The sequence below is a fragment of the Pseudarthrobacter enclensis genome (assembly GCF_030811655.1).
Taxonomy (GTDB): Bacteria; Actinomycetota; Actinomycetes; order Actinomycetales; family Micrococcaceae; genus Arthrobacter; species Arthrobacter enclensis_A.
In genome coordinates, this window is the sequence record NZ_JAUSRE010000009.1 from 58,429 (window position 1) to 82,105 (window position 23,677).

The window sequence follows — 23,677 nt, forward strand, 5'->3', positions numbered from 1 at the left end:
GGCGCGGGCGTGGGCTCAACCGCCGGAGGCACTGGAGTTAGAGCCGTCGGCGAAGGCACCGGCGCGGGTGCCGGCGCCGACGTTGTGGGCGCGGGCGCCGTTGTGGGCTCGGGTGCCGGCGCCGGTGCCGGTGCCGGTGCCGGTGCCGGTGCCGGTGCCACCATTGTGGGCGTGGGGACGGGTTCAACCGCCGTTGGCACCGGGGCGGGAGCAGGCGCAGTAGGCAGCGGAGTTGCAGAGTCAGTCGGCGACGGGCTCACCGGGTCAGTGGCTACCGGATCGGTAGGGGCAGGCGCAGTAGGCGTTGGCGAGGGAGTCGGCGTCGGCGTCGGCGACGGCGACGGCGACGACGTCGGCGAGGGCGACGGGCTTACCGGGTCAGTGGACGCAGGCGGAGCCGTGGACGGTGAAGGGCTTGCCGTGTCCGTCAGGGAAGGTGCCGGATCGCTGGGAGCAGGCCCTGAGGAAGGTGGCACGGCGCTTGCGGAAGGTTGCGCAGGTGGTTGGTCCGTCGTCGTCAACTGCACGCCGGGAGGCGGAAGCATTGCGCCCGTCGCCTCCCACGGCAATGGCGCGGGGGCAGGCGGCAGCACCGCCGGGAAGGGCGACATCTGGAGGCCGGCCGCAGGGAACCCCGAGCTGGTGTCCACCTGGAGGGGGATGGTCCAGCTGATCATGCCTGCGGACAGCCCCTGGCCGGGCGCATAGGACACCAAGTCCGCAAGCGGCTGGTTCAGTGCCCGGAGCTGGAGGAAGCTCCACCGCATTGGGTTGGTGTAGCGCCCGTTGAGGATGGACTCGAAATGCAGGTGGCACCCCGTGGACCACCCGGTGGTGCCCACGCGGGCGATGGCCTGCCCTGCCTGCACCCTGTCGCCGGTGTGGACACCAATGGACTCAAGGTGGTTGTACGTGGTGATGAGGCCGTCGCCGTGGTCGATTTCTATGCGGTTCCCTCCACCCCAGGGATGCCATCCTGCCGCGCGGACAACGCCGGAATCCGCTGCATAGACCGGCGTTCCGCAAGCAGCGGCGAAGTCCTGGCCCAGATGGAAGTCCCCCGCTGCCCCGCTGATCGGGCTGACCCTGAACCCAAAGGGTGAACTGGGATCGAGGAACTGAAGCGGAGACATCAGGAAGCCCGCCAATGGCCTTCCCGCTGCTGCGGTTCCGACTGCCAGCAAGGAACCGTCCTGACCGAACCCTCCAATGGAAGTATGCGGGAAGGCCAGGGCGGCCTGGGGGTCGGAGAGGATGGCGGGCGGCAGGGCACTGGCGACAAGCTGGTCCGACGACGGCGGAGAGCCTGCCGCGTGCGGCTGGGGAACGCTTCCGGTCCCGGAAGCCCGGGCCGGGGCAGCAGCGCCAGGACCGGCGCCCGCTTTGACAACCGCTCCAGCCAGCAGGCCCGTATCAAGGGAGCCTGCAGAAAGATTGACGGCGCAAACTGCGGCAGCGAGCATCCCCGCCGCCGCGATGGCACGGGCAACGTGGGAAAACGTTCGTTGGTCCGGCTTCCCCTTGCCCGGCACAGAATTTTTGCCCAATTAACTGACTCCACGACGTGGCCTGCCGCACGGTGTCTCGACGGTATGTCCCATGGGAACACAGGACGGCGGGGGTGGAAACCCCGGGACCGGACACTGCGGGTTTTTTGTGGGCCGTTAGGGGGAGGCAGCCGAATTGTCCGCCGGGCAGCATGCCGTGCTTGAACAAATGGGCAACAATGTCTCATGCGCAATGTGCTCCGTACATGGCGGGACGAAGTCAAGAAGACCTTTTCAGGCAGGGCCGACGCCCCGCCTGACTGGACGCTGCGACTTGCCGAGGGCGACGACGCGGGTTACCACCTTCCCGGTTCGGCGGTGTGGGCGGTGCACGGATCCATGACGCCAATCGTTGGAGGGATCCGCACGCTGCTCATGCAGTCGCTCCACCCGGGCGCGCTGGCAGGCGTGCATCAGCACTCCAACTTCCGCGAAGACCCGCTCCGGCGTCTGGCCAATACCATCCGCTGGATCTTCACGGTGACTTATGGGTCAACGGCGGCGGCAGAGGAGGCAACCAGCCGGGTCCGCCGCCTCCATGAGCCCGTCCAGGGCAACTACAGTGGCAACGACGGCGAAGTGCACACTTACAGCGCCAACGATCCAGCCCTGGCCGGCTGGATCCACCTTGCTTTCACGGACGGCTTCCTCGCTGCCCATAAGATCTGGGGCGGCCCCATTCCCGGCGGGGCGGACTCCTACGTCCGGCAGTGGGCCCAGGCCGGGCGCCTGATGGGCGTGGAAGAGCCGCCGCTGACCGAAGCGGAGATGCGCCGCCAGTTGGACCGTTGGTACGGGCAGCTGAGGGCTGACGACAGGGTCAAGGAAACGGTGGAATTCATCCGCAACGCCCCGCTGCATCCCCTGCTGAGGCCCGGTTACCGGGTCCTGTTCGCCGGCGCCGTCTACAGCCTGGAACCCCGTTACCGCCAGATGCTGGGACTCTCGGTTCCACGGCTTGGCCCGTTCCCCCTTCCGGTGCGGCTGGCCACGAAGGTGGTGCTCGGCGTCGTCCACGTCGCCCTGGGTGGCTTCCGCAGGCGGATGGGTCCCAGCGAAATGGCAGCCCGGGAGCGTCTGCAGCGGCTGGGAGGGCCTTCTCCCCGGGTGGCATGACCGGTGCCCCGGAGGCACGTCCCGGGCATTAAAAGCAAGAACCCGGCTCCAGGGTTACCGGAACCGGGTTCTTGACCGGCGGAGAATGGGGGATTTGAACCCCCGAGGGCGTTAACCCAACACGCGTTCCAGGCGTGCGCCATAGGCCGCTAGGCGAATTCTCCAACTGCTTCTGAATCAAAAGCAGGTACTAGATTACCTGAAGTTTCCCGCATCGCCCAATTGGCTCCGTTGATGCGGTTTCCCGGGGCCTGTTCCATGCCCCTGCCAGCCGTATGCCCACTGCCGCTTAACGTGAAAATGGACGCCCCCAATGCGCCCATTCCCTGTTGCACCGTTGAGCTGCCGGGTCCGTCCCGTTCAGCCAGGCCACACAGCTCACAACCTTGAGATTGCCCCAATCGGTGTACATACCAATGATCGCGGCTGGCGCAGTGATACGCAATGGATTTCCGCAATGTCCCTGGCCTGTGAAGCGCAGGTGGGCAGCCGTCGGGCGGCCGTCGACTTGGCAAAAAGCCGATTCGAGTCGCGCCGGATGTTCGGGTAAAGTATCTGACGGCCCCTCATGTGGCGTCATCCTGTTGAACTCCCCCAGGACCGGAAGGTAGCAAGGGTAGACGGGCTCTGGCGGGTGCATGGGGGGTCTTTACTATTCCCCCACAGGGCGGCATGATGTCAGCCCGGATTGGTAGGGTTTTCTCTGTGACAGTTACTACCGCCCTGTACCGCAGATACCGTCCCGACTCGTTCGCTGACGTTATCGGGCAGGAGCACGTCACCGAGCCCCTGATGACGGCTTTGCGGAAGAACCGCGTCAATCACGCCTACCTTTTTTCCGGCCCCAGGGGGTGCGGAAAAACAACTTCCGCCCGAATTTTGGCACGCTGCCTGAACTGTGCCCAGGGCCCCACGGATACCCCCTGCGGGACCTGCCCCAGCTGCATCGAGCTGGCCAGGGGCGGCTCCGGTTCCCTGGATGTCATCGAGATCGACGCCGCGAGCCACGGCGGCGTTGACGACGCGCGGGACCTCCGCGAGCGCGCCACCTTTGCGCCAGTCCGGGACCGCTACAAGATCTTCATCATTGACGAGGCCCACATGGTCACGTCGGCCGGGTTCAATGCCCTGCTGAAGATCGTGGAGGAGCCGCCGGAACACATCAAGTTCATCTTCGCCACCACCGAGCCTGACAAGGTCATCGGAACCATCCGGTCCCGGACCCATCACTACCCCTTCCGGCTGGTGCCGCCAGAGCCCCTGATGGCCTACCTGGAACTCCTGTGCCGCCAGGAGAACGTCCCGGTGGCCCCCGGTGTCCTGTCGTTGGTCATCCGGGCCGGCGGCGGTTCCGTCCGCGACTCCCTCTCCGTCCTGGACCAGCTCATGGCCGGCGCCGGACCCACCGGGCTTGACTACGAGCTGGCCGTGGCGCTGCTTGGCTACACCCACGCGTCACTGCTGGACGACGTCGTGGAAGCCACCGCCGCGTCCGACGCCGCCACCGTCTTCCGTGCCGTGGACCGGGTCATCCAAACCGGCCATGACCCCCGCCGCTTCGTCGAGGACCTGCTGGAGCGCTTCCGCGACCTGATCATCGTCCAGGCCATGCCGGAGAGCGCCCATGCCATCCTGCGGGGAATGCCGGCGGACCAAATCGCCCGCCTCCAGAACCAGGCACACAACCTTGGAGCAGCGGAACTCTCCCGCGCCGCAGACGTCACCAATACGGCCCTGACCGAAATGACAGGTGCCACGTCTCCGCGGCTGCACCTTGAACTGCTCTGCGCCCGGATACTGCTGCCCAGCTCCGAGCAGAATGAGCGCGGGATGGCTGCCCGGATCGACCGGGTGGAGCGGCGCCTGAACTACGCCGGGAACGACGTCGCGGCTCCCGCCACCCCAGTGCCTGGTGTCAACGCGGCGCCGGTGGCTGCAGCGCCTGCAGCAACGGCAACGACTGAAGACCCTGCCGCGGTGCCTGCCGCCTCCGCGCAGTCCACACCCGGCACTCCCGAGGCACCGGCTTCCGTGCGGGGTTCCGACCCCACCGGAGCTGCGTCACCCGAAGCTCCGGCCGCCACGCCGGCAACGGACGGCCACGCCGTTCCCGCGGCTGAAGCTTCCCGCAGCCCGCTCACCCCACCGCGGGTAAGCACCAGCGACTGGCCTGTGGAGGAACAGGGACACGCCCGCACACCACAGGGCCCTGCTGCGCCAGGAACCACGCCCGCGGCAGCACGGCAGACGCCTGCAGCGCCGCAGAACAATGCAGCACCGCAAAAAAACAGCACCCCGCAAAGCAGCCCCGGGCCACAGAGCACCCCCGCGCCACAGACGGCCGCCCCTCAGCCGGCGGGCAGCATGCAGGCATCCGGCAACAACGAGCCGGCACTGCGCCAGGCGGCACCTGACCAGGGAGCCCCGGCACACTCGGCGCCTCCCGCGTCCCCGGCCATGGGTGACGTGGAGGTCCTCCGCAGGGCGTGGCCTGACGTCCTGCAGGCGCTGTCCAAGATCAAGCGCAGCACCTGGGCCCTCGTTGAGCCCAACGCGCAGGTCAGCGCCTTTGACGGCAGTGTCCTCACCCTGTCGTTCACCACGTCCGGGCTTGCCGGGGCCTTCGGCAGGGCGGACCACTCCGACAACCTGCGCAAGGCTATCCACAAAACTGTTGGCATCGACTGCCAGATCAACGCGGTAGCCGGCGGCGGCCCCAGCCAGGCGAGCTCTGAGCCAAACCCAAAAGTGCCCGCCAGCCCGGTGGTTCCGGCCACTTCAGCTGACGTTGCATGGGGGCTGGCTCCGGCTCCCGCCCAAGCAGCTCCCCCGGCTGCTCCTGCCGCCGCGGCGCCGGCACCAGGAGCTGCGGCGGCTGCAGCCCAGGCTGCCACGCAAGGCAGGAGTACCGGGGCCTTCAGTACAGCCGCCAGCACGACTGCCGCGGCACGCTCCGGAAGCACTGCTGTTGCAGCCACCCCGGCGGCTACCCAGCAGGCCGACACCCCGGCGGCGGATTCCCCCGCCTCCCCCTCGCAAGGATTGCCGTTTGGGTCCGGGCCCCACGGGGACGGCGACCAGGGTACGGATCCCGCCCGGGCCGCTTCCGGCAGCCCTGCAACCGGACCAGGCACCGACGACTCCGGCATGTCGCCGTCCCCGTCAGCCGGCGGCGACTACTCCTACTCGGATGACGACTGGGGGCCGCCCCGGGATGAGGACGCTCCTCCCCTGGACGAGGAACCGCCCATGGATTGGGAACCCTCGGGAGGCTCTGCAAGCCGCCCTGCCTCATCTTCTGCAACTGCAGCCAGCCGGCAGCCTGCGGGCGGACGCGGGGAGCCTGCGTCAGGGACCCCCGGAAGTACGGCCGTCAGTGCGCCGATGGATAGTGCCGCACAACCTGCCCCCCACACCACGCGCCAGCCGGCGGGCACCGTGCATGACCCCTGGACGCGTGCCGTGGAACAGGCGCCGGGCATCTGGGTGGTGGGAGACAAGAGCAACGTAGGCGCCAAGCACGCGCCATCTTCCACGGCTGAAAACATCGGGGAACAGGCCTCCGTCCCGCACTACGCACCCGCCACGGCCCAGGTTCCGCCCTCGATCCCCGCGGTTCCGGTCACACCGGCTGCGGATACGGTTTGGCAAGGCCAGGGCGTTGTAACTGCCTCTGGCAACGGTCATGGGGAGCCGGGTGCCGGGGGCTACCACGAGCCGTCCCCCGAGCACGCCCCGGCACCCCAATTCGCCATGGCCTCGGCCGGCGCCGCCACGGTGGCACCGGTCCGCGTCCCACCGTCCTCCATGGCACCGTCCCCTGTTGCACCGTCCCCTGCCGCACACTCCCCTGCTGCATCTGCTCCCGTTGCGGCGCCGCCCACCCAGGCCCCCGCGGTCGCACCGGCAGCGGGACGAACTGAAACACGGCAGAGCCTTTACCAGCGGTTGTCCAACAGCCCTGAAGCTGAGGCCGGCCGGGCCAAGGCGCCTGCCAAGGCCGCTGCCCAAAGCACCTACGTCCAGGACATTCCAAGCGCTGATGATGAGACCATCGAGGAGTCGGGGGTATTTGGCCGCGCCGCCGTGGAGCGCATCCTGGGCGGCAAGCTGATCGAGGAGCGGTCACTGGACGGAAGCCCGGTCCCGCCCCGCTATTGAGGACACTCAGGCCCCCACGCCTTGATCCTGCCCTGATCCACCCGCCATCCATACCAAACTGAAGAGGGAAACGTGTACGAAGGTGCTGTCCAGGAGCTGATCGATGAGCTCGGACGCCTTCCCGGAGTAGGGCCCAAGTCCGCGCAGCGGCTGGCGTTCCACATCCTCGAGGCCGACCCCCAGGACATGAAACGGCTGGTGGACGCCATCACCACCGTCAAGGAACGCGTCAAGTTCTGCACCGTCTGCGGCAACGTCACGGAGCAGGACCTGTGCAACATCTGCCGCGACCCGCGCCGCGATCCCGCCATTATCTGCGTTGTGGAGGAGTCCAAGGACGTTCTGGCGGTGGAGCGTACCCGTTCGTTCCGCGGGCGCTATCACGTGCTGGGCGGAGCGATAAATCCCATCGCGGGCGTAGGACCTGAGCAGCTGCGGATCCGCGAACTGCTCACCCGCCTCAACGACGGCGAAATCCAGGAGGTCATTATCGCCACGGACCCCAACCTGGAGGGTGAGGCAACGGCCACCTACCTGGCCCGCATGCTCAAGACCATCGGCATTGCCGTCACCCGCCTTGCCTCCGGCCTGCCGGTCGGCGGGGACCTGGAATACGCCGACGAGGTCACTCTGGGCCGTGCGTTCGAGGGGCGCCGCAACGCCCTGGGCTGACGCACCCCGTTGCCGGCCGCCGTCGTACTCCTTTGTGGTTGAACCTGATGTCCGCTGCCGCAGCGTACCTGGCGTGGGCCGGTATGTGGTCACAATTAAACGTCCCTCCGGGCACGGCGATAAACTGTCCCAAGGAATGCCGCGCCGTCCCGGCGTCAGGCCGCCTGGCCTCCAGAACTCCAATTGATCCAATGAAGGTACGCGCATGAGTACGCCCACCACCGAAGTGCACAACGCAACACAGCCGCAGGTGGCGCCCGCCGCCGGAGCGGTGACCCAGCAGCTCATTGTGCAGAAATTCGGCGGGTCCTCCGTGGCGGACGCGGACGGAATCAAGCGTGTGGCAAGGCGCGTGGTCGATGCCCAGAAAGCCGGCAACGAGGTGGTTGTGGTCGTCTCGGCAATGGGTGACACCACGGATGAGCTCCTGGACCTCGCCGCGCAGGTGACCGATTCCGCGCCCGCCCGGGAAATGGACATGCTCCTTTCGGCCGGCGAGCGCATCTCCATGGCACTGCTGGCCATGGCCATCAACAAGCTCGGCGCCTCCGCCCAGTCCTTCACCGGCTCGCAGGCGGGCATGATCACCGACGGAATCCACGGCAAGGCACGGATCATCGACGTCGACCCGCACCGGATCCGCACCGCCCTGGACAAGGGCAACATCGCCATCGTGGCAGGATTCCAGGGCATGACCCGGGCCACCAACGAAATCACCACACTGGGCCGCGGCGGCTCGGACACTACCGCCGTGGCACTGGCGGCCGCCCTCGACGCCGACGTCTGCGAGATCTATACCGACGTGGACGGCATCTTCACCGCGGATCCGCGGGTGGTTCCGTCTGCACAGAAGATCGACACCATCTCCAGCGAGGAGATGCTGGAACTCGCTGCTTCCGGCGCCAAGATCCTCCACCTGCGGTGCGTCGAATACGCCCGCCGGTTCGGCGTGCCGCTGCACGTCCGCTCCTCATTCAGCCAGCATGAAGGCACCTGGGTCATCCCCAGCGCCGACGACAAGATCACCACTCAAGAGGGAGTTGCCTTGGAGCAGCCAATCATCTCCGGCGTTGCGCATGACCGTTCCGAAGCGAAGGTCACCGTTGTTGGTGTCCCGGACATCCCCGGCAAGGCCGCCGCGATCTTCCAGGTGATCGCAGACGCACACTCGAACATCGACATGATCGTGCAGAACGTGTCCACGCACGGCACGGGCAAAACCGACATCTCCTTCACGCTTCCCATCGTGGAAGGCGCCGACGCCCTGGCCGCCCTCCACGCCGCACAGGACCAGATCGGCTTCGAGGCCATCGAATACAACGAGCAGATCGGCAAGCTGTCGCTGATCGGCGCCGGCATGCGCTCCCACCCCGGCGTTTCCGCCACCTTCTTCAAGGCACTGTCAGACGCCGGCATCAACATCAACATGATCTCCACGTCGGAAATCCGCATCTCCGTTGTGACCCACGCCGATCTGCTGGACGAAGCCGTCCGCGTGATCCACAAGGCGTTCGGGCTCGACACCGAAAGCGAAGCGACGGTCTACGGCGGCACCGGCCGCTAGGTTAGCCGCGAAAAGCCGGGCTGCCTTTCCCTGGAAGGAAGGGCAGCCCGGCTTTTGGCATCCCATGATGCGTGTCATGGCGGCCTGGAAAAGTCAGCTTTCGCGTTCCAGGTCTTCGCGGCGAACTGCGTAGTGGTGGCCGGTTGAATCGGTCTCGACCACGAAATGCGACAGATCCTCTTCTGAGGCCTGTTCAAATTCATCGTGTTTGTGTACGACGGGCGTATCGGCATCGAGTCGGGTGGCAGGACCAAACAAGAAGCGGAGCCTCTCGGTCAGGCCCATGAAACTGTCGAGGACATGTGCCACTGTTTCCACCCCCTTCCCGAAGCTCGGGCGAAAGCGCATGTGACTCCAACGGGAGCCAGTGCCCTCATTTTATGCCCGGGGCCGGAAAAAGGCGCCGGCGCAGGGGACGGGAATTACTAGCGCAGGGATCGGTCTTCGGGGTTCTTTGGCACTACGTAGGTGCTGCCGTCGGACCTGGTGATGGTTTCCCACTGCCGGGTCTCCGCCTGGCGCTGTGCCAGAAGCCGGCGGTTCTCTTCAGTCATGTCGTGGCCGAGTGCCGTGCGGCTGGCGGGGCCGAAGATGGCCCGCAACTTCCCTGTGGCCCGCATGAAGCGCTGGGAGGCATTGCCCCTGTCCGCGGACTTGTCCCTGCCCATGAAGAGGCTCCTTCCACTCACCGTTTACCAGTAACAAATGTACACTAATGGTTAGTGCACTAACAATTGGAGGATCCATGACCGCCACAGCGGCAGCGAACGCAGAGACAACGCCCACGGCAGACCCGGACGTGGCGCGGGAGGAGGATCTGCTGCTGGAACACCAACTCTGCTTTGCGCTGACAGTGGCAGCGCGCAGCGTCGTGGGGGCCTATAAGCCCGTGCTTGAGAAACTCAACCTCACTCATCCGCAGTACCTGGTGATGCTCTGCTTGTGGGAGGACAGCCCGCGGACCGTACGGAACATCAGCGAGGCGCTGGCCCAGGAACCGGCCACCATTTCCCCGCTCCTCCGCAGGCTGGAAGCGTCCGGACTGGTCACGCGCCGCCGCGCCGACGGCAACGAGCGCGCACTCGCCGTCGAACTGACCCCGAAAGGCGCTGCCCTGCGGCAGGAGGCGCTGCGGGTTCCGGGCACCATGATGGAGCGGCTGGGCCTGACCCGCAAACAGGTCGCCGAACTGCACGCGTCCATGATGGGCCTGATCGCCGCCACCTCCGCGTAGCTGTCCCCGTGTGCGGGACGCCGACCGCCGGCCCGCGCCAAGCGACTAGAATTACTGGACGAAGGAGAGGTGGCCTGATGCGCAATTTTCGGATGCTCGCAGCAGTCCTGGCCTTGGGCGCCGGACTGGTCTCCGGTTGCAGCGGCACTCCGGACAGCGGGACCTCCGCGTCGGGGGCCTCCTCCACCGGATCCGCAGCGTCCTCCCCAGGCGGCGGCCCGGCCACCCCCTCCCCGGACACCGAAACCTCGATTGCTGCACCCGCTCCCGCCACTTCCCGGCCAAGTGCCGGCGCCGGGCAGGGAAACGCTGAACTTGCCATCACCGTAGTTCCGTCCCAGGGCGCGCCGGAAGTCGACTACACCCTGGTGTGTTCCGCCGGCACGCCGGCCGCGGAAAGCAGCCACCCGAATGCCGCGGCAGCCTGTGCAGCACTGAAGGCAAATCCTGGCATTGCTGCCCCGGCCCCGCCGGGAACCGCGCAGCCCTGCACCCAGCAATACGGCGGCCCCCAGACAGCCACCATCTCGGGCGTGGTGGATGGTGTTGCCGTGGACTCAAAGTTTGCCCGGACCAACGGCTGTGAGATCAGCGCCTGGAATGCCGCAAAGGACGTGTTGGGCGTTGCCGGTGGAGCCTCTTAAGGTCCTGGCGCCGGATGACGCACGCGCAAGGGAAGAAACCCACATCCGGCGCGTCAGCCGCTACGCCGATCCCTATCTCGCACGCCGGTCAGCCGGCCGGAAACATCCGGTGGAGGACTTCCTTTTCACCTACTACACCCAAAAGCCCGGCCAGTTGAAGCGGTGGCACCCTGGTGCCGGAGCAGTCCTGACAGGCAGTCAGGCAGCCACGCGGGCGGCCTGGAAGCATTACCGGACGCTCGACGACGGTGAACTTGCGTCCCTGGGGCTGGCTGCGGGAAGTACCGCGGTCACTTTCGATCGGGACGCCTTCCTGGCCGACCGCAAGGAAGCAGTGGCCTTCGCCGGCATTATCCTCCGCGGCACGGCGGCACGGCCGGCGCAGTTCGGCTGTTTTGGGCTGCACGAGTGGGCCATGGTCTACCGTCAGGACAAGTTCGACCTCCGCCACGAGTACCTGCAGCTGCGGCTGGGAGCTGCAGGCACCGACAAGGTCGTGGAGGACAACAGGATCCGCTGCACCCACTTCGACGCTTTCCGGTTCTACACCCCGGACGCCATCCCGCTCAACGAGCATTCGCCCAGCCGCGAAACCCAGCGGCACATGGAGCAGCCCGGTTGCCTGCACGCCAACATGGACCTCTACAAGTGGGCCTACAAGTTGCTGCCCGCGCTGCCCAGCGAACTGGTTATGGACTGCTTTGAACTGTCCTGGCGGATCAGGGCCATGGACATGCAGGCTTCCCCCTATGACCTGGCCGACTGGGGCTACCCTGCCATCCCCATCGAGACGCCCCGGGGCAAGGCCGCCTACGTGGAGTACCAGCGCGCCTTCGCGGACGAAGCGGCCCACCTGCGGGAAAGGCTTGCCACGGAACTTGGAGCCATGTCTGGGGGACCACCCCGGTGATCGACCTGACCATCAGCATCCGGGAGGACAGCAACGCCCCGGAGCACGTCTTCCGGCTGCTGTCCCTGGACGGCAAGCCGGCTGCCGGGACCACGGTGCCGCAGCCGGTGGCGGCATTGGCGGCCGTGGAGCGGTTCGGCGCAGACCTCTTCTTCCCCAAGCCCGGGCCGCCCAGGCTATGCACCCAGCAATACGGCGGCCCGCAGGTGGCCGTGGTCACCGGAACATTCCATGGCCGCACCGTCCACTCGACCTTCACGCGTACCGATGGCTGCGAAATCGCCCGTTGGAAGGCCATGGCACCCTTGCTGGGCGGGACGGCTGCCTAACCTTTGGCAGGACCGGAAGCTGCAGGAACGAAAAAAGGTCCCGGGCGGTCTCTCGACCGCCCGGGACCTCCCCCCAGACCTTTCTGATCAGATACCCGGGCTGGTCAGGTGCCCGGCACAGCCTGGGCCAGATCAAGCTGTGGCGCGCCCGCCGGCGCAGGGGCAGTGCCCTGTCCCGCCTGGACGGTCACCCAGGTCCTGATGCCGTTGCTGCCAAGGCTCAGCCGGGAGAGGTAGGAGCCTTCAGCGAGTCCCGTCCAGTTCAGCGTCGCCGAGGTGGCGGTTCCGTTCGGTGCCGTGATGGGGTTCGGGTTCACCGTAAGGTTCCCCGCGTCACCGGCGAAGGTCACCGCCTGAACGGAGGCAGTGGCCGGTCCGTTGTCAGGCGTGGCGTACAGGTTGGCCACCACGTAGTAGGTGCCGGCCTTCGGCGACTCCAGGTCCAGGAACTCACTGGCCGACGCCGTCGCCACCTGGATGGGGGTCAGGCCGCCCGAGCCGTTCGGTGCGTAGACCACCATGTCCCAGTCGACGTCGCTGGACTGCGCCTGGATGCCCAGGCGGGCAAAAGGTGGCGCCGGCGGGCACCTTCACCTGGAGCAGGGCGTTGTGCGCGTCATTCGTGGGCGCGTACCCGCCCGGGGTCTTGGTAATGGCGGTCTGGCTCAGCGGGGCCAGGCCCTCCACTCCAACGGCGATGGGGCTGTCCGAGCCGGATACCAGTTCCATGGTGCCGCTGCCGCTGCCCGTGGCCGAACTGAACGAGAAGGACGGCGCGATCTGGGCGTCAACCGGACGGATGGCCACCGGCGACGTCACCGTCCGGGGCCCCTTCCAGGTGAGGCTTCCGGTGCTGAACTTGCCCACGGGTGCACTGACATTCCGGATGGTCACGATCACTTCGCGGGTCTGGCCTACCTTGGCGAAGTTCAGCGCGTTGGGTTCCACGGTGACGTTGAAGCCCGGCATGTTCACCTCGGGTCGGTACATGCCCGGCACCAGTGCGGTGAGCTTGCGCTTCACCTGGACTTCGCCCACCAGACTGCCCAGGGCGATGGAGGGAAGGTTGAGGTCACGGGCAGCGATGGAGCCAGCCTGCGGAGTCCCGGTTTCCACGCCCTGGCCGTTGAGGAAGCCGAGCCAATCCTGGATGCCGGAGTCGTACACCAGGCCGGGGTCGAGGACCCGGGTGGAATCGACGTGTCCGGCGCCGCCCTGGAACGGGTCCGTGTTGGGTGAACCGTCGGCGTTGACCAGCGGGTAGGCGGTGGTCATCATCGCGGACTTCACCATGGCGGGGGTCCACTTGGGCTGCTTGCCCAGCACCAGGGCGCCGAAGCCTGCGATGTGCGGTGCGGCCATGGAGGTGCCCGACATGAAGCCGAACTGGTCACCGTGGTTGCCGATGGTGGAAACGCCGGCCAGGACATTGACTCCCGGAGCGGAGATGTCCGGCTTCAGCAGGTCACCGCCGGAGGCAAGTGTGGGGCCCCGTGACGAGAATCCCGCAATCTGCGGCGCAGGGGCAGGCGGCAGGCCCGTCAGATCGCCCTTGACCAGGCTGACCGTCAGCGCCGGATTGGCTTCCAGCTTCGACTTCAGCTCCAGGCTCTTGGGTGCATTGACGTGGACAGTGGGGATGACGTGGTTGTCGGCGTCCTCCGAACTGCTGGTGAGGTTCACCAGGATCATGCCCACCCCGCCCTTGTCCAGGACTTCCTGGCTTTTGGCGGTCCTGGACACCACGCCGCGGTCACAGACAACCACCTTGCCGGCCACCTTGGTGGCGTCCAGGGTTCCCGGGCCGCAGAGGTTGGGGTTTGCCGCACCCGTGGCAGCGGCGGCCGCGGCAAGGACAACCGTCTTGTCCGCCACTTCCGACTTCATGATGGACGCTCCGCGGTACAGCGATCCGTCGGAGACCTTGACCGTGCCCTGCAGGTCGCTGGGGAAGGTGGAGGCGGCCACCGTGGTCAGCCAGGGAGAGGCGTGGTTCACTGTGGAGGCCGTGGGGCCTGAGTTCCCGGCGGAGGCGGAGACAAAGATTCCGGCGGCGGCAGCGTTCAGGAAGGCCAGGGCGACCGGATCGGTGGTGCTGTTGTTGTTGCCGGAGATGGAGTAGTTCAGGACGTCGACGCCGTCCTTGATGGCTGCGTCAACTGCCTCGACGGAGGCGGAGGAGTAGCAGCCTCCGGTGTCAGGGTTGGTGTCCTCCCAGCAGACCTTGTATACGGAGACTTTGGCTGCGGGGGCAATACCCGAGCTCGTGCCGAAACTGGCGCCGTCGATCACCTGCTCAATATTGGCGTTCCCGGCCGCCGTGGTGGCCGTGTGGGTCCCGTGGCTGCCGACATCCACTGGGGAGATCTGCTCTTCCGGCGCACGGTTTTCCGGTGGCACGTACTGAAGGAAGGAATCGGCGAAGTAGCGGGCACCGATGACCTTGGAGTTGCAGAGCGAACCATCAAAGGCCGCTCCGGTCCCCTGGCCCTTTTGGCACTCCCCTTCGAAGGTGGTGCCATCGGCCTTGAGCATGGCGATCTTCCCGTCGCCGGTGCGGTATGGGACACCAACCAGCGCGGCCCCCTGCAGCGGCTTCAGCGCTTCGCCCTGCAGGAAGGGGTTGTCCGGCGCGTAGCCGGAATCGATGACGCCCACCACCACCCCCTTGCCGGCGTTGGCTTCGCCGCCGAGCTGCGTGGCCCAGACGCCGTCAGGGCCGGTGAGCTTGAGGAAGTCGGTGGTGGTGTAGTCAGGCTTGTTTTCGACGTCGGGCGCCACCACCAGGACCCTGCTGTCCTTGGACAGCGCGACGGCCTGCGTTGCGGTCAGCTCAGCGGTAAAACCATTGAGCGCTGCGGTGTACTGCTTGGCGGGGGTGACCCCCTGGGCTGCTGCCACGTCCCGTTGCTGGTTGCGCAGGTGGGCGTCATATGCCTTGAAGTTGGGGCTGGCGGCGTCCAGCTTCCTGCCCTGTTGGGGCTTGGTTGCCCCCAGGCCTGCGGCTCCCCCTTCGTAGGCAGCGGCGGCCGGACCGGCGAGTACCACGATGTACCGGCCGTCCTTGAACTGGCTGTCGCTTGTGGCGGAGGAAGCGTTCCCTGCCCCTTGGCCATCCGGTGCGGCGGATGCTGGTCCTGCGGCCAGCGAGCTGAGAATAAGGGGCAACCCGACGGCCAGGGCCGCCGCCTTCCGGAGTCCCCCAGCCCGCAAGGGGCTCTTTCCAGTTGATTTCACGTGCAACCCTTTCACCATGTGCCGCCCGGCCTTGGCGGGCGCCCGAACGACTGGAACCGCAGAGAGGATTACAAATCTTGTAATCCTCTGAGACCAGACTGTTCACAGAGTACAGACTGAGAGCGTGATATGACATAGGGCACATTCTCGGATTTTCTGCTTGTCATATGTGCCCGGCGGCTCGCGGCGGAACACGGAAAAGGGCGCCCCGAAGGGCGCCCTTCTCACGGGTGGGGAATCAAGGCAGTGCGCTAGTGGCGCGGAGTACGCACCACGTCGCTGATCCACTGCCGGGTTTTTTCGTCGACAGGGCCTGCCACCCGCGTTTCGCGGGCCAGCCGGTCCGCCTTCACCTTCTGGAACACCATCCTGCCCAGGCCGGCAAAAACCGCCGCGGCAACCATGGGCAACAGCACGGACTTCGATTTCTCAGCCATTCAGCAATAGTAGTGAAGGGCTTACGGCAACTCCAGAACCCCACCTGCGTGCTGCCCCTGGCCCGGTCGCTGCCAGGGTTCCGCTCGCTGGATCTGCCGGATGCAAGGGGGGTTCGCCGGGGCCGGTAGAATAATAGGGCAAGCTCGCGGAGCGCCCGTCCACCATGTCCCCCGACACCCCGGTACGGCGTGAGACGGCACCACTCCGCTGCGCCCTTACCCAAGCTCACGCACAGGAGTTACCGGATGCCCCGGATCGTTGTTGACGTCATGCCCAAGCCCGAGATTCTGGACCCGCAGGGGAAGGCAATCGTTGGCGCTCTCCCCCGGCTGGGCTTCACCAGCTTCAGCTCTGTCCGCCAGGGCAAGCGTTTCGAACTGACGGTCGACGGCGAGGTGACGGAGGAAATCCTGGCCCAGGCCCGTGACGCAGCCGAGACCCTCCTGTCCAACCCGGTCATCGAGGACGTCATCAATGTCGAGGTTGTCGAGGCCTGAGATGACTGAACTTCCCCTGATCGGCGAGGCTGTCGCTGTTGCGGCGGAGCCGCGCCTGGCCGGCGCCCGGATCGGCGTCGTCACCTTCCCCGGCACCCTGGACGACCGGGACGCTGCCCGCGCCGTGCGCCTGGCCGGTGCCACCGCCGTCGAACTCTGGCACGGCGACGCCGAACTCGGCGACGTCGACGCCGTCATCATTCCCGGCGGATTCTCCTACGGTGACTACCTGCGCGCCGGCGCCATCGCCCGGTTCGCCCCGCTGATGTCCAAAATCATCGACGCGGCGAACTCCGATGCCAAGCTGCCCGTCCTGGGCATCTGCAACGGCTTCCAGATCCTCACGGAATCGCACCTGCTGCCCGGTTCGATGATCAAGAACGACCACCTCAAGTTCCTCTGCCGCGACCAGGTGCTGCGGGTCGAAAACACCAACACGGCGTGGACGCTGGACTACCAGGCCGGTCAGGAAATCACCATCCCGCTCAAGAACCAGGACGGCCAGTACATCGCTGACGAAAAGACCCTGGACGCCCTTGAGGCCGAGGGCCGCGTCGTGTTCCGCTACGTGGGCTTCAACCCGAACGGCTCGCGCCGCGACATCGCCGGCATCTCCAACGCCGCCGGCAACGTGGTGGGCCTCATGCCGCACCCCGAGCACGCCGTGGAGCCGGGCTTCGGCCCCGAATCCCTCGACGGGATCGGCGGTTCCGACACGGACGGCCTGGGCTTCTTCACCTCCGTATTGAACAAGATTGTGGGAGGCGACAAGTGACCACCGAAACCAGCAAGAAGTTCAACATCGACACCGTCGAGAACGCCTCGAAGACCCCGGACACGGAGCTGCCCTGGGCCGAGCTGGGCCTGAAGCAGAACGAGTTCGACGAGATCGTCAAGGTCCTGGGCCGCCGTCCCACCGGCGCCGAGCTGGCCATGTACTCCGTCATGTGGAGCGAGCACTGCTCCTACAAGTCCTCCAAGAACCACCTGCGCCAGTTCGGCCAGAAGGTCACCGAGGAAATGAAGAAGGACATGCTGGTGGGCATCGGCGAAAACGCCGGCGTGACCAACCTGGGGGACGGCTGGGCCGTTACCTTCAAGATCGAATCGCACAACTCGCCGTCGTTCGTTGAGCCCTACCAGGGTGCCGCGACCGGCATCGGCGGCATTGTCCGCGACATCATCTCCATGGGCGCCCGCCCCGTTGCCGTCATGGATCCGCTGCGTTTCGGCGCCATCGACCACCCGGACACCGCCCGCGTCATGCACGGCGCTGTGGCCGGCATCGGCGGCTACGGCAACTCCCTGGGCCTGCCGAACATCGGCGGCGAGATGGTGTTCGACTCCGTTTACCAGGGCAACCCACTGGTCAACGCCCTGGCAGTGGGCGTCATGCGCCACGAGGACATCCGGCTGGCCAACGCCTCCGGCAAGGGCAACAAGGTGGTCCTGTTCGGTGCGCGCACCGGCGGCGACGGCATCGGCGGCGCCTCCGTCCTGGCCTCCGAGTCCTTCGACGACAGCAAGCCCTCCAAGCGCCCCGCCGTGCAGGTGGGCGACCCGTTCGCCGAGAAGGTCCTGATCGAGTGCTGCCTGGAGCTCTTCAAGGGTTCGCTGGTGGAAGGCATCCAGGACCTGGGCGCAGCGGGCATTTCCTGCGCCACGTCCGAGCTGGCCTCCAACGGCGACGGCGGCATGCAGGTTGAGCTGACCTCGGTCCTGCTGCGCGACCCCACGCTGACCCCGGGCGAAATCCTGATGTCCGAGTCGCAGGAACGCATGATGGCCGTTGTCACGCCGGAGAACGTGGAAGCGTTCGAGGCCGTCATGGACAAGTGGGCCGTGGAGTACTCCTGGCTGGGCGAGGTGACCGATACCGGACGCCTCATCATCACCTGGGAAGGCGACGTGATTGTCGACGTCGATCCCCGCACCGTTGCGCACGACGGCCCGGTCTACGACCGCCCGTACGCCCGCCCCGAGTGGCAGGACGCCGTCCAGGCCGATACCTTCACCGGCTCGGTGCAGGACGCCGGCCGCCCGGCCGCTCCGGCCGAGCTGGCCAAGGCCGTCACCGAACTCGTGGCGTCACCGAACATGTGCTCCAAGTCCTGGATCACCAACCAGTACGACCGGTACGTGGGCGGCAACACCGCCATGGCGTTCCCGGACGATGCCGGCGTGGTCCGTGTGGATGAGGAAACCGGCCTGGGCGTCGCCCTGGCCACCGATGCCAACGGCCGCTACACCTACCTCGATCCGTACCACGGCGCACAGCTGGCGCTGGCCGAGGCCTACCGGAACGTTGCCACCGCGGGCGCCATCCCCATGGCCGTCAGCGACTGCCTGAACTTCGGCTCCCCCGAGGACCCGGACGTCATGTGGCAGCTGGCCGAGGCCATCCGCGGCCTGTCCGACGCCTGCATGGTGCTGGGCATCCCGGTCACCGGCGGCAACGTCTCGCTGTACAACCAGACGGGCACCACCCCCATCCACCCCTCCCCCGTGGTGGCGGTGCTGGGCAAGCTCGACGACGTCGCGCGGCGCACGCCGTCAGGCTGGCGTGAGGACGGGCAGGCTATCTACCTGCTGGGCACCACGGGTGCCGAGCTGGACGGTTCCGAGTGGGCCAACATGCGCGGTCACCTGGGCGGCCAGCCACCCAAGGTGGACCTTGAGGCCGAGCGCGCCCTGGGTGAGATCCTGATCAACGCTTCGCGTGATGGCATGATCGACTCCGCTCACGACCTGTCAGAAGGTGGCCTCGCCGCTGCCCTGGTGGAGTCCTCGCTGCGCTACGGCGTCGGTGCCCGGATCGCCCTCCAGGATGTCATGGACCGGGACGGAGTGGACCTGTTCACGGCGCTCTTCTCCGAGTCGCAGGGCCGTGCCGTGGTGGGCGTCCCCCGCTCGGAGGAAGTCCGCTTCACGGACATGTGTACCGCCCGCGGCTTCGCCCACACCCGCATCGGCGTTGTGGACGCGGCAAGCGGCAAGCTGGAGATCAACGGCGTGGACGCCCTGTCCCTCGATGCCCTCCGCGAAGCCCATGAAGGGACGCTGCCGAAGTACTTCGGCTGATCCTCCCCACCGCCACCCCAACCATTGATTGCTCCGTACTTGTCGTTTTGAACACTCAGAACGACAAGTACGGAGCAATCGTTTTTAAGAACCCCTGCGCCAGCCTGCCTGTGCCAACGCGACCAGCACTTTGGCTGCGGCCGGCTTCGCATCGTTCACCATGTGCCGCCTGGAAATCCTGACCTCCGTCCACCCCACGGCGGCGTACCGTTCAGAGCGCGTTATGTCCCTGGCGATCTGGCTTGCGTCGCCATGGTGTTCGCCCTCGTACTCGATCCCGATCTTGTATTTGCGGTAGGACAAGTCCGGCTCGTGATGCCTGGTGCCGTCATCAGTGATGATCGGGACGTTCAGCTCCGGCTCAGGCAGCCCCGCACGGACAATGGCGAGCCGGAGCATCGTCTCCTGCGGTGAATCCGCGCCGACCCTGATAAGTTTCAAAGCCTCTTTCGCCTTCCGCAGCCCCCGCTTCCCCTTGTGCCGGTCAACAATCCGCTGGAGATCCGCTATAGAGCACAGCGGCATGTCCCGGCCCTCGAACTCCGGTCTGGGAACGCGCACGCAGCTATCCCCCATGGCCACGACTTCATCCACGGACAACAGCTCCGCCATGTCGAGCCACGTCCGCTCCGGCGTTGTCACCGGAAACCCGAAAATCCCGGTGATTTCCTCCCGATACAGCTTCATGCGGTGCACAAATACGTGGGGCCTGTCCAGGTGTGCTGCTCCCTCGGGACGGATGAGGTGATACACGTCAAGGGACTCGTCCTGGCGCCGTTGCGGCAGCGCATAGAGCTCCGCGGCCGTTACATGCGAGGCCGCGCAAAGCTGATTTACCTCAATAAATGGCCGGACTCGCGTGACCAACGGAAGCTCCGTCATCGTGCCTTCCATCCTGATCCCCCTGCCACGGTGTATCAGTGAACGGTGGCGCCAGCGGCGTGGCGAGACTCCGGCATCCGAAGCATCATCAAGGGTAAACGGGCGTCCCCGGAGTTCCTCCGGCAGCGGGTGTGGAGTCCTCATCGATTCATCAGAGCAGAATCCCAGAGACCGTGCAGAAGTTATCCACACCCTTCATCGACTGCTGAGTATTTGTCGTTTTGTAGCGTCAAAACGACAAATACTCAGCAATCGATGCATGGCTAGTCCTCGCTGTGCAGCTCCCGCTGGCGGACGCTGAGCAGCTCAATCTCCGGCCGGCCTGCAATGAAGCGTTCGACGGCGGCGAGCACCTCCACGAGGTGCGCCCGGTCGGCTGCCACCAGCCCTGCGCCGAGCTGTGTACGCCGGTACTGGCTGTGGTCCCCCACCTCGGCGACCGACACCTCGAAGCGGCGTTTGAGTTCAGCCAGGAGCGGCCGGACCACGGAGCGTTTCTCCTTCAGGCTGTGTACATCGCCGAGGAGGATGTCGAACTCGATCCAGCCGATCCACATGGCCGGGCCTTCCTTAGTCGATGGTGAGCTCACCCATCAGGTCCCAGCCTTCACCCTCGAGCTGGCGGCTGACGATCCTGGGGGTCTCGGCGAGGGCCTGCGGCATGTCCTCCATAGCCTTTTTGAAGTGCGCGCTGTTCACGTGGTCGCCGGCGGCGTCATCCTTGAAGGCCTCCACCAGGACGTACTCGTTGGGGTCGTCAAGGCTCCGGGACCAGTCGAACCACAGATTGCCCGGTTCCTGCCGCGTGGCTTCGGTGAAATCTGCCACCAGGGCGGGCCAGCGGTCGGACCAATCGGGCTTGACCTTGAACTTGACGACGATAAAGATCATGGGGTTTTTCCTTCCGCGGCGAGACTGCGTGCCCCTTCAATGTACCGGGAAGTAACGTACCGTTGCGTCGCCCGGGTCACCAGGCCTCCGGCGGCGTAGAACCAGTTGGCGGGCCGGCTGAAGGCGCGGATCCTCAGCCACACCTCTCCCTGGCTGTCGATCTCCACTTCGAAGGATTCCTCCCCGCGGGCAGGGTGGCCCGGCAGCGTGCCGTACCCAAACCCTGCGGATTGGGGGACACCGTCGGCGGAGGGTTCGTGGACCCAGACCACCTGGCAGGGGGCGGGCAGGCGGAAGGGTCCGACGCCGAATCCGCTCACCACGCGTGCCCCGCGCGCTGCCCGGGGTGAGTCGGCCTGGACCTGCAGCCCGGCCCGCCGCTGCAGCTCCCAGCCCAGGATGCCTTCCGCAACGCGGCGGTATACGTCCAGGCCGCTTCCCAGCCGGGTTTCCTCCAGGACACGGCCATATCCTTCCGGGGCTGTGCCCTGTTCGGTGCTTCCCACTCCCGGATAGTCGAGCTTGGCTGATCCCTTGTCAGTCATTGCTGCCTGCCCTTTCGAGGCGCGCCCACCCCAATTGTTCCTGCTGCTTCCGGCTCAAGCCTGCCACGACCAGGTCGTACGAGTCCTCCACCATGTCCCGGACCATCCCGTCCGGCAGGGAGCCGTCCAGACGGACGCCATTCCAGTGGGTCTTGTTCATGTGCCATGCGCCGGTAATCGCCGGGTGCACGGCACGAAGTTGCACCGCCAGGGCCGGCTCGCATTTCAGGTTCACGTAAAAATCGCGCTCATCCATGGATGACAGGGCAAACAGCTTGGCCTCGTGGCGTGTTCCGCCGGCGACGTGGGCACGGACCTTGAAGACCGAGGTCTCCGGTCCGAACGGAAAATCCTCGTAGGCTCCGGGGAACGAGAGACAGATTTCCCGCAGCGCATCTGGGTCCATAACGGAAGCCTATAAAGCGGACCGGCTCGGTGCTAGTCTGCGAGGATGTCACGCGACCAGGGAGCCATACCTGTTCTGGACTTGAGTTCCGCCCGGCAGCCGTACGGGTCTTTCCGCCCTGAGTTCATTGAGGAGCTGCGGCACGCCACCCACGATGTCGGGTTCTTTCAAATCACCGGGTACGGCGGCCGGACGGGCCAGGCCGAAGAGCTCCTGGACCTGGTCCGGCGCTTCTTCAGACTGCCGCTGGAAGAGCGAATGAAGCTGGACAACCGCCTGTCGCCGCACTTCCGCGGCTACACGCGCATGGGCACGGAGGTGACGCAGGGCCGGGCGGACGCCCGGGAGCAAATCGATTACTCACCGGAGCGGGAGCCGGTCAGGGACTATCCGGACCACCAGCCCTACTGGCTGCTGCAAGGCCCCAACCTTTGGCCGGATGACACCTTCCCGGAGCTCAGGCCTGCCGCGATGGAGTGGGCGGAACTGATGTCCGAAGTTGGCATGGAGTTGCTGCGGGCCATCGCTGTTTCGCTTCAGTTGCCCGAGGACTACTTCGATGAGCCCTTCCGTGATTCACCCGCCTGGATGGGAAAGCTGGTGCACTACGTGGGCGGAGTAGTGGAAGCAGCTGGAGACCAGGGCGTTGGCTCGCATGCGGACTATGGTTTCGTGACCCTCCTGCTGCAGGACGGCGTTGGCGGGCTCGAAGTGCTGCCGCCCGGCACCAGCGAGTGGCTGCCGGTGGAACCCCTCCCCGGGGCGCTGGTGGTGAACCTTGGCGAGATGCTGGAAGTAGCCACGGAAGGATACCTTGCGGCCACCGTCCACCGCGTGCAGGCCCCGCCACCCGGCGTGGACCGCTACTCGGTGCCGTTCTTCTGGTCGCCGCGGCTTGATGCGGTCATCGAGCCCCTGCCGCTGGCTCCGGAACTGAAGGCAGCTGCCCGGGGCATCACTGATGATCCTGCCAACCCGCTCCTGGCGTCCTTCGGCATGAACATGCTCAAAGGCCGGATGCGCGCGCACCCTGACGTCACCGAACGGCACTATCCGGAGCTGCTCAAGCGCCAAGGTTCGTGAAGCGCTAAAGGTTGTACTTCCACGCGAGCTGTACCGGGCAGGCGTTCATCACTACGTCCAGCCCTGCGGCCTTGGCGCGTTCCGCCGCTGCCTCGTCGATGACCCCCAGCTGCAGCCACACGGCTTTTGCCCCCGCAGCAATAGCCTGGTCCACCACGCCGCCCACCTTCTCCGAGTTAATAAAGCAGTCCACGACGTCGACCGGCTGCTTCTCCGCGGGGATGTCACCGAGGGATTGGTACCCGGTTTCGCCATGGACGGCATCGCCGCGCAGGTTGACGGGGATGATTTCCATGCCGAGCCGGTCGCGGACGAACAGCGAAACATCGTAGGCCGGGCGCGCTTCATTGGTGGTCAGACCGACGATGGCCCAACGTCCTTTGGTTCGCATAAGGCGTTCGGTTACTGCAGGATCATTCGTGTGGCCCATGGGGCCAGCC

General features: G+C 66.2%; 22 protein-coding genes, 1 tRNA gene, 1 other RNA gene and 2 pseudogenes. 14 read left to right on the forward strand and 12 right to left on the reverse strand.

The window, feature by feature from the left end; translation table 11 throughout:
* The first annotated feature begins 9 nt into the window (after nt 1-9).
* Nucleotides 10-708 carry a hypothetical protein gene (locus J2X98_RS10245; RefSeq protein WP_307307767.1) on the forward strand — a complete coding sequence of 233 codons (699 nt, stop codon included), beginning with the start codon at nt 10-12 and terminating at the stop codon, nt 706-708.
* 71 nt (nt 709-779) lie between these two features.
* Here the strand turns inward: J2X98_RS10245 and J2X98_RS10250 are convergent.
* Nucleotides 780-1,463: pseudogene (locus J2X98_RS10250) on the reverse strand (M23 family metallopeptidase); the annotation flags it as partial.
* A 270-nt stretch (nt 1,464-1,733) separates the two neighbouring features.
* Here J2X98_RS10250 and J2X98_RS10255 point away from each other — a divergent pair.
* The gene (locus tag J2X98_RS10255; protein WP_307307498.1) at nt 1,734-2,663 is read left to right on the forward strand and encodes an oxygenase MpaB family protein; all 930 of its coding nucleotides are present in this window, start codon (nt 1,734-1,736) and stop codon (nt 2,661-2,663) included.
* Between the two features lie 79 nt (nt 2,664-2,742).
* On the opposite strand, the gene J2X98_RS10260 is transcribed toward J2X98_RS10255, so the two are convergent.
* Nucleotides 2,743-2,827: transfer RNA gene (locus J2X98_RS10260), tRNA-Ser, on the reverse strand.
* Nucleotides 2,828-3,220: 393 nt separating this feature from the next.
* Here J2X98_RS10260 and ffs point away from each other — a divergent pair.
* From ffs to J2X98_RS10280, 4 genes are all read left to right on the forward strand, one after another.
* An RNA gene (ffs, locus tag J2X98_RS10265) (signal recognition particle sRNA small type) lies at nt 3,221-3,317 on the forward strand.
* A gap of 21 nt (nt 3,318-3,338) precedes the next feature.
* The gene (locus J2X98_RS10270) at nt 3,339-6,824 is read left to right on the forward strand and encodes a DNA polymerase III subunit gamma and tau (RefSeq protein ID WP_444964467.1); all 3,486 of its coding nucleotides are present in this window, start codon (nt 3,339-3,341) and stop codon (nt 6,822-6,824) included.
* A gap of 72 nt (nt 6,825-6,896) precedes the next feature.
* Nucleotides 6,897-7,496 (forward strand): recombination mediator RecR, encoded by a 600-nt coding sequence (gene recR / locus J2X98_RS10275; protein WP_307307504.1) that lies wholly within the window; start codon nt 6,897-6,899, stop codon nt 7,494-7,496.
* A 205-nt stretch (nt 7,497-7,701) separates the two neighbouring features.
* Nucleotides 7,702-9,060 (forward strand): aspartate kinase, encoded by a 1,359-nt coding sequence (locus J2X98_RS10280; protein WP_307307508.1) that lies wholly within the window; start codon nt 7,702-7,704, stop codon nt 9,058-9,060.
* A 93-nt stretch (nt 9,061-9,153) separates the two neighbouring features.
* On the opposite strand, the gene J2X98_RS10285 is transcribed toward J2X98_RS10280, so the two are convergent.
* A complete protein-coding gene (locus J2X98_RS10285; RefSeq protein ID WP_141943928.1) occupies nt 9,154-9,369 on the reverse strand; it encodes a hypothetical protein in 216 nt (71 codons plus the stop codon).
* Between the two features lie 116 nt (nt 9,370-9,485).
* Nucleotides 9,486-9,728, reverse strand: coding sequence for a hypothetical protein (locus tag J2X98_RS10290; protein ID WP_141943930.1), 243 nt, complete (start codon nt 9,726-9,728; stop codon nt 9,486-9,488).
* Nucleotides 9,729-9,805: 77 nt separating this feature from the next.
* Here J2X98_RS10290 and J2X98_RS10295 point away from each other — a divergent pair, with 77 nt between their 5' ends.
* The 4 genes from J2X98_RS10295 to J2X98_RS10310 all read left to right on the forward strand — a co-directional run bounded on the left by J2X98_RS10295 (nt 9,806) and on the right by J2X98_RS10310 (nt 12,177).
* On the forward strand, nt 9,806-10,294 hold the full coding sequence (locus J2X98_RS10295) for a MarR family winged helix-turn-helix transcriptional regulator (RefSeq protein ID WP_307307514.1): 489 nt from the start codon (nt 9,806-9,808) through the stop codon (nt 10,292-10,294).
* A 77-nt stretch (nt 10,295-10,371) separates the two neighbouring features.
* Entirely contained in the window at nt 10,372-10,938 is a 567-nt protein-coding gene (locus tag J2X98_RS10300) for an SSI family serine proteinase inhibitor (RefSeq protein ID WP_141943932.1), read from the forward strand.
* On the forward strand, nt 10,895-11,848 hold the full coding sequence (locus J2X98_RS10305) for a 3-methyladenine DNA glycosylase (protein ID WP_307307519.1): 954 nt from the start codon (nt 10,895-10,897) through the stop codon (nt 11,846-11,848). Before J2X98_RS10300 ends, J2X98_RS10305 begins: the two co-directional genes overlap by 44 nt.
* Nucleotides 11,845-12,177 (forward strand): serine protease inhibitor, encoded by a 333-nt coding sequence (locus tag J2X98_RS10310; RefSeq protein WP_141943936.1) that lies wholly within the window; start codon nt 11,845-11,847, stop codon nt 12,175-12,177. Before J2X98_RS10305 ends, J2X98_RS10310 begins: the two co-directional genes overlap by 4 nt.
* Nucleotides 12,178-12,281: 104 nt before the next feature.
* On the opposite strand, the pseudogene J2X98_RS10320 reads toward J2X98_RS10310, so the two are convergent.
* Together J2X98_RS10320 and J2X98_RS10325 are read right to left on the reverse strand one after the other, a co-directional pair.
* Nucleotides 12,282-15,390, reverse strand: a pseudogene (locus J2X98_RS10320) (S8 family serine peptidase).
* Between the two features lie 275 nt (nt 15,391-15,665).
* Nucleotides 15,666-15,851: a hypothetical protein gene (locus J2X98_RS10325; RefSeq protein ID WP_141943938.1), complete on the reverse strand. Its 186-nt coding sequence runs from the start codon at nt 15,849-15,851 to the stop codon at nt 15,666-15,668.
* Between the two features lie 246 nt (nt 15,852-16,097).
* Between J2X98_RS10325 and purS the strand changes: the two genes are divergently transcribed.
* The 3 genes from purS to purL are packed head-to-tail and all read left to right on the forward strand — an operon-like array spanning nt 16,098 to nt 19,430.
* The gene (gene purS / locus J2X98_RS10330) at nt 16,098-16,349 is read left to right on the forward strand and encodes a phosphoribosylformylglycinamidine synthase subunit PurS (RefSeq protein WP_307307527.1); all 252 of its coding nucleotides are present in this window, start codon (nt 16,098-16,100) and stop codon (nt 16,347-16,349) included.
* A 1-nt stretch (nt 16,350) separates the two neighbouring features.
* Nucleotides 16,351-17,124, forward strand: a complete 774-nt coding sequence (gene purQ / locus J2X98_RS10335; protein ID WP_307307529.1) for a phosphoribosylformylglycinamidine synthase subunit PurQ — start codon at nt 16,351-16,353, stop codon at nt 17,122-17,124.
* Entirely contained in the window at nt 17,121-19,430 is a 2,310-nt protein-coding gene (gene purL, locus J2X98_RS10340; protein ID WP_307307533.1) for a phosphoribosylformylglycinamidine synthase subunit PurL, read from the forward strand. Before purQ ends, purL begins: the two co-directional genes overlap by 4 nt.
* An 84-nt stretch (nt 19,431-19,514) precedes the next feature.
* Here the strand turns inward: purL and J2X98_RS10345 are convergent, their stop codons facing one another.
* From J2X98_RS10345 to J2X98_RS10365, 5 genes are all read right to left on the reverse strand, one after another.
* A complete protein-coding gene (locus J2X98_RS10345) occupies nt 19,515-20,312 on the reverse strand; it encodes a hypothetical protein (protein WP_307307536.1) in 798 nt (265 codons plus the stop codon).
* Between the two features lie 263 nt (nt 20,313-20,575).
* Nucleotides 20,576-20,869 (reverse strand): DUF503 domain-containing protein, encoded by a 294-nt coding sequence (locus J2X98_RS10350; protein WP_307307748.1) that lies wholly within the window; start codon nt 20,867-20,869, stop codon nt 20,576-20,578.
* A 13-nt stretch (nt 20,870-20,882) separates the two neighbouring features.
* Complete coding sequence (locus J2X98_RS10355) at nt 20,883-21,203, reverse strand: putative quinol monooxygenase (RefSeq protein ID WP_141943948.1); 321 nt, start codon at nt 21,201-21,203, stop codon at nt 20,883-20,885.
* Nucleotides 21,200-21,748 carry a DUF1990 family protein gene (locus tag J2X98_RS10360; protein WP_307307539.1) on the reverse strand — a complete coding sequence of 183 codons (549 nt, stop codon included), beginning with the start codon at nt 21,746-21,748 and terminating at the stop codon, nt 21,200-21,202. Before J2X98_RS10360 ends, J2X98_RS10355 begins: the two co-directional genes overlap by 4 nt.
* Nucleotides 21,741-22,154, reverse strand: coding sequence for an MmcQ/YjbR family DNA-binding protein (locus J2X98_RS10365; protein ID WP_141943953.1), 414 nt, complete (start codon nt 22,152-22,154; stop codon nt 21,741-21,743). The genes J2X98_RS10360 and J2X98_RS10365 overlap by 8 nt, the downstream gene beginning before the upstream one ends.
* A gap of 45 nt (nt 22,155-22,199) precedes the next feature.
* Between J2X98_RS10365 and J2X98_RS10370 the strand changes: the two genes are divergently transcribed.
* Nucleotides 22,200-23,237 carry an isopenicillin N synthase family dioxygenase gene (locus J2X98_RS10370; protein ID WP_141943955.1) on the forward strand — a complete coding sequence of 346 codons (1,038 nt, stop codon included), beginning with the start codon at nt 22,200-22,202 and terminating at the stop codon, nt 23,235-23,237.
* A 4-nt stretch (nt 23,238-23,241) separates the two neighbouring features.
* On the opposite strand, the gene J2X98_RS10375 is transcribed toward J2X98_RS10370, so the two are convergent.
* Nucleotides 23,242-23,667, reverse strand: a complete 426-nt coding sequence (locus J2X98_RS10375) for a CoA-binding protein (protein WP_307307547.1) — start codon at nt 23,665-23,667, stop codon at nt 23,242-23,244.
* Between the last annotated feature and the right edge of the window lie 10 nt (nt 23,668-23,677).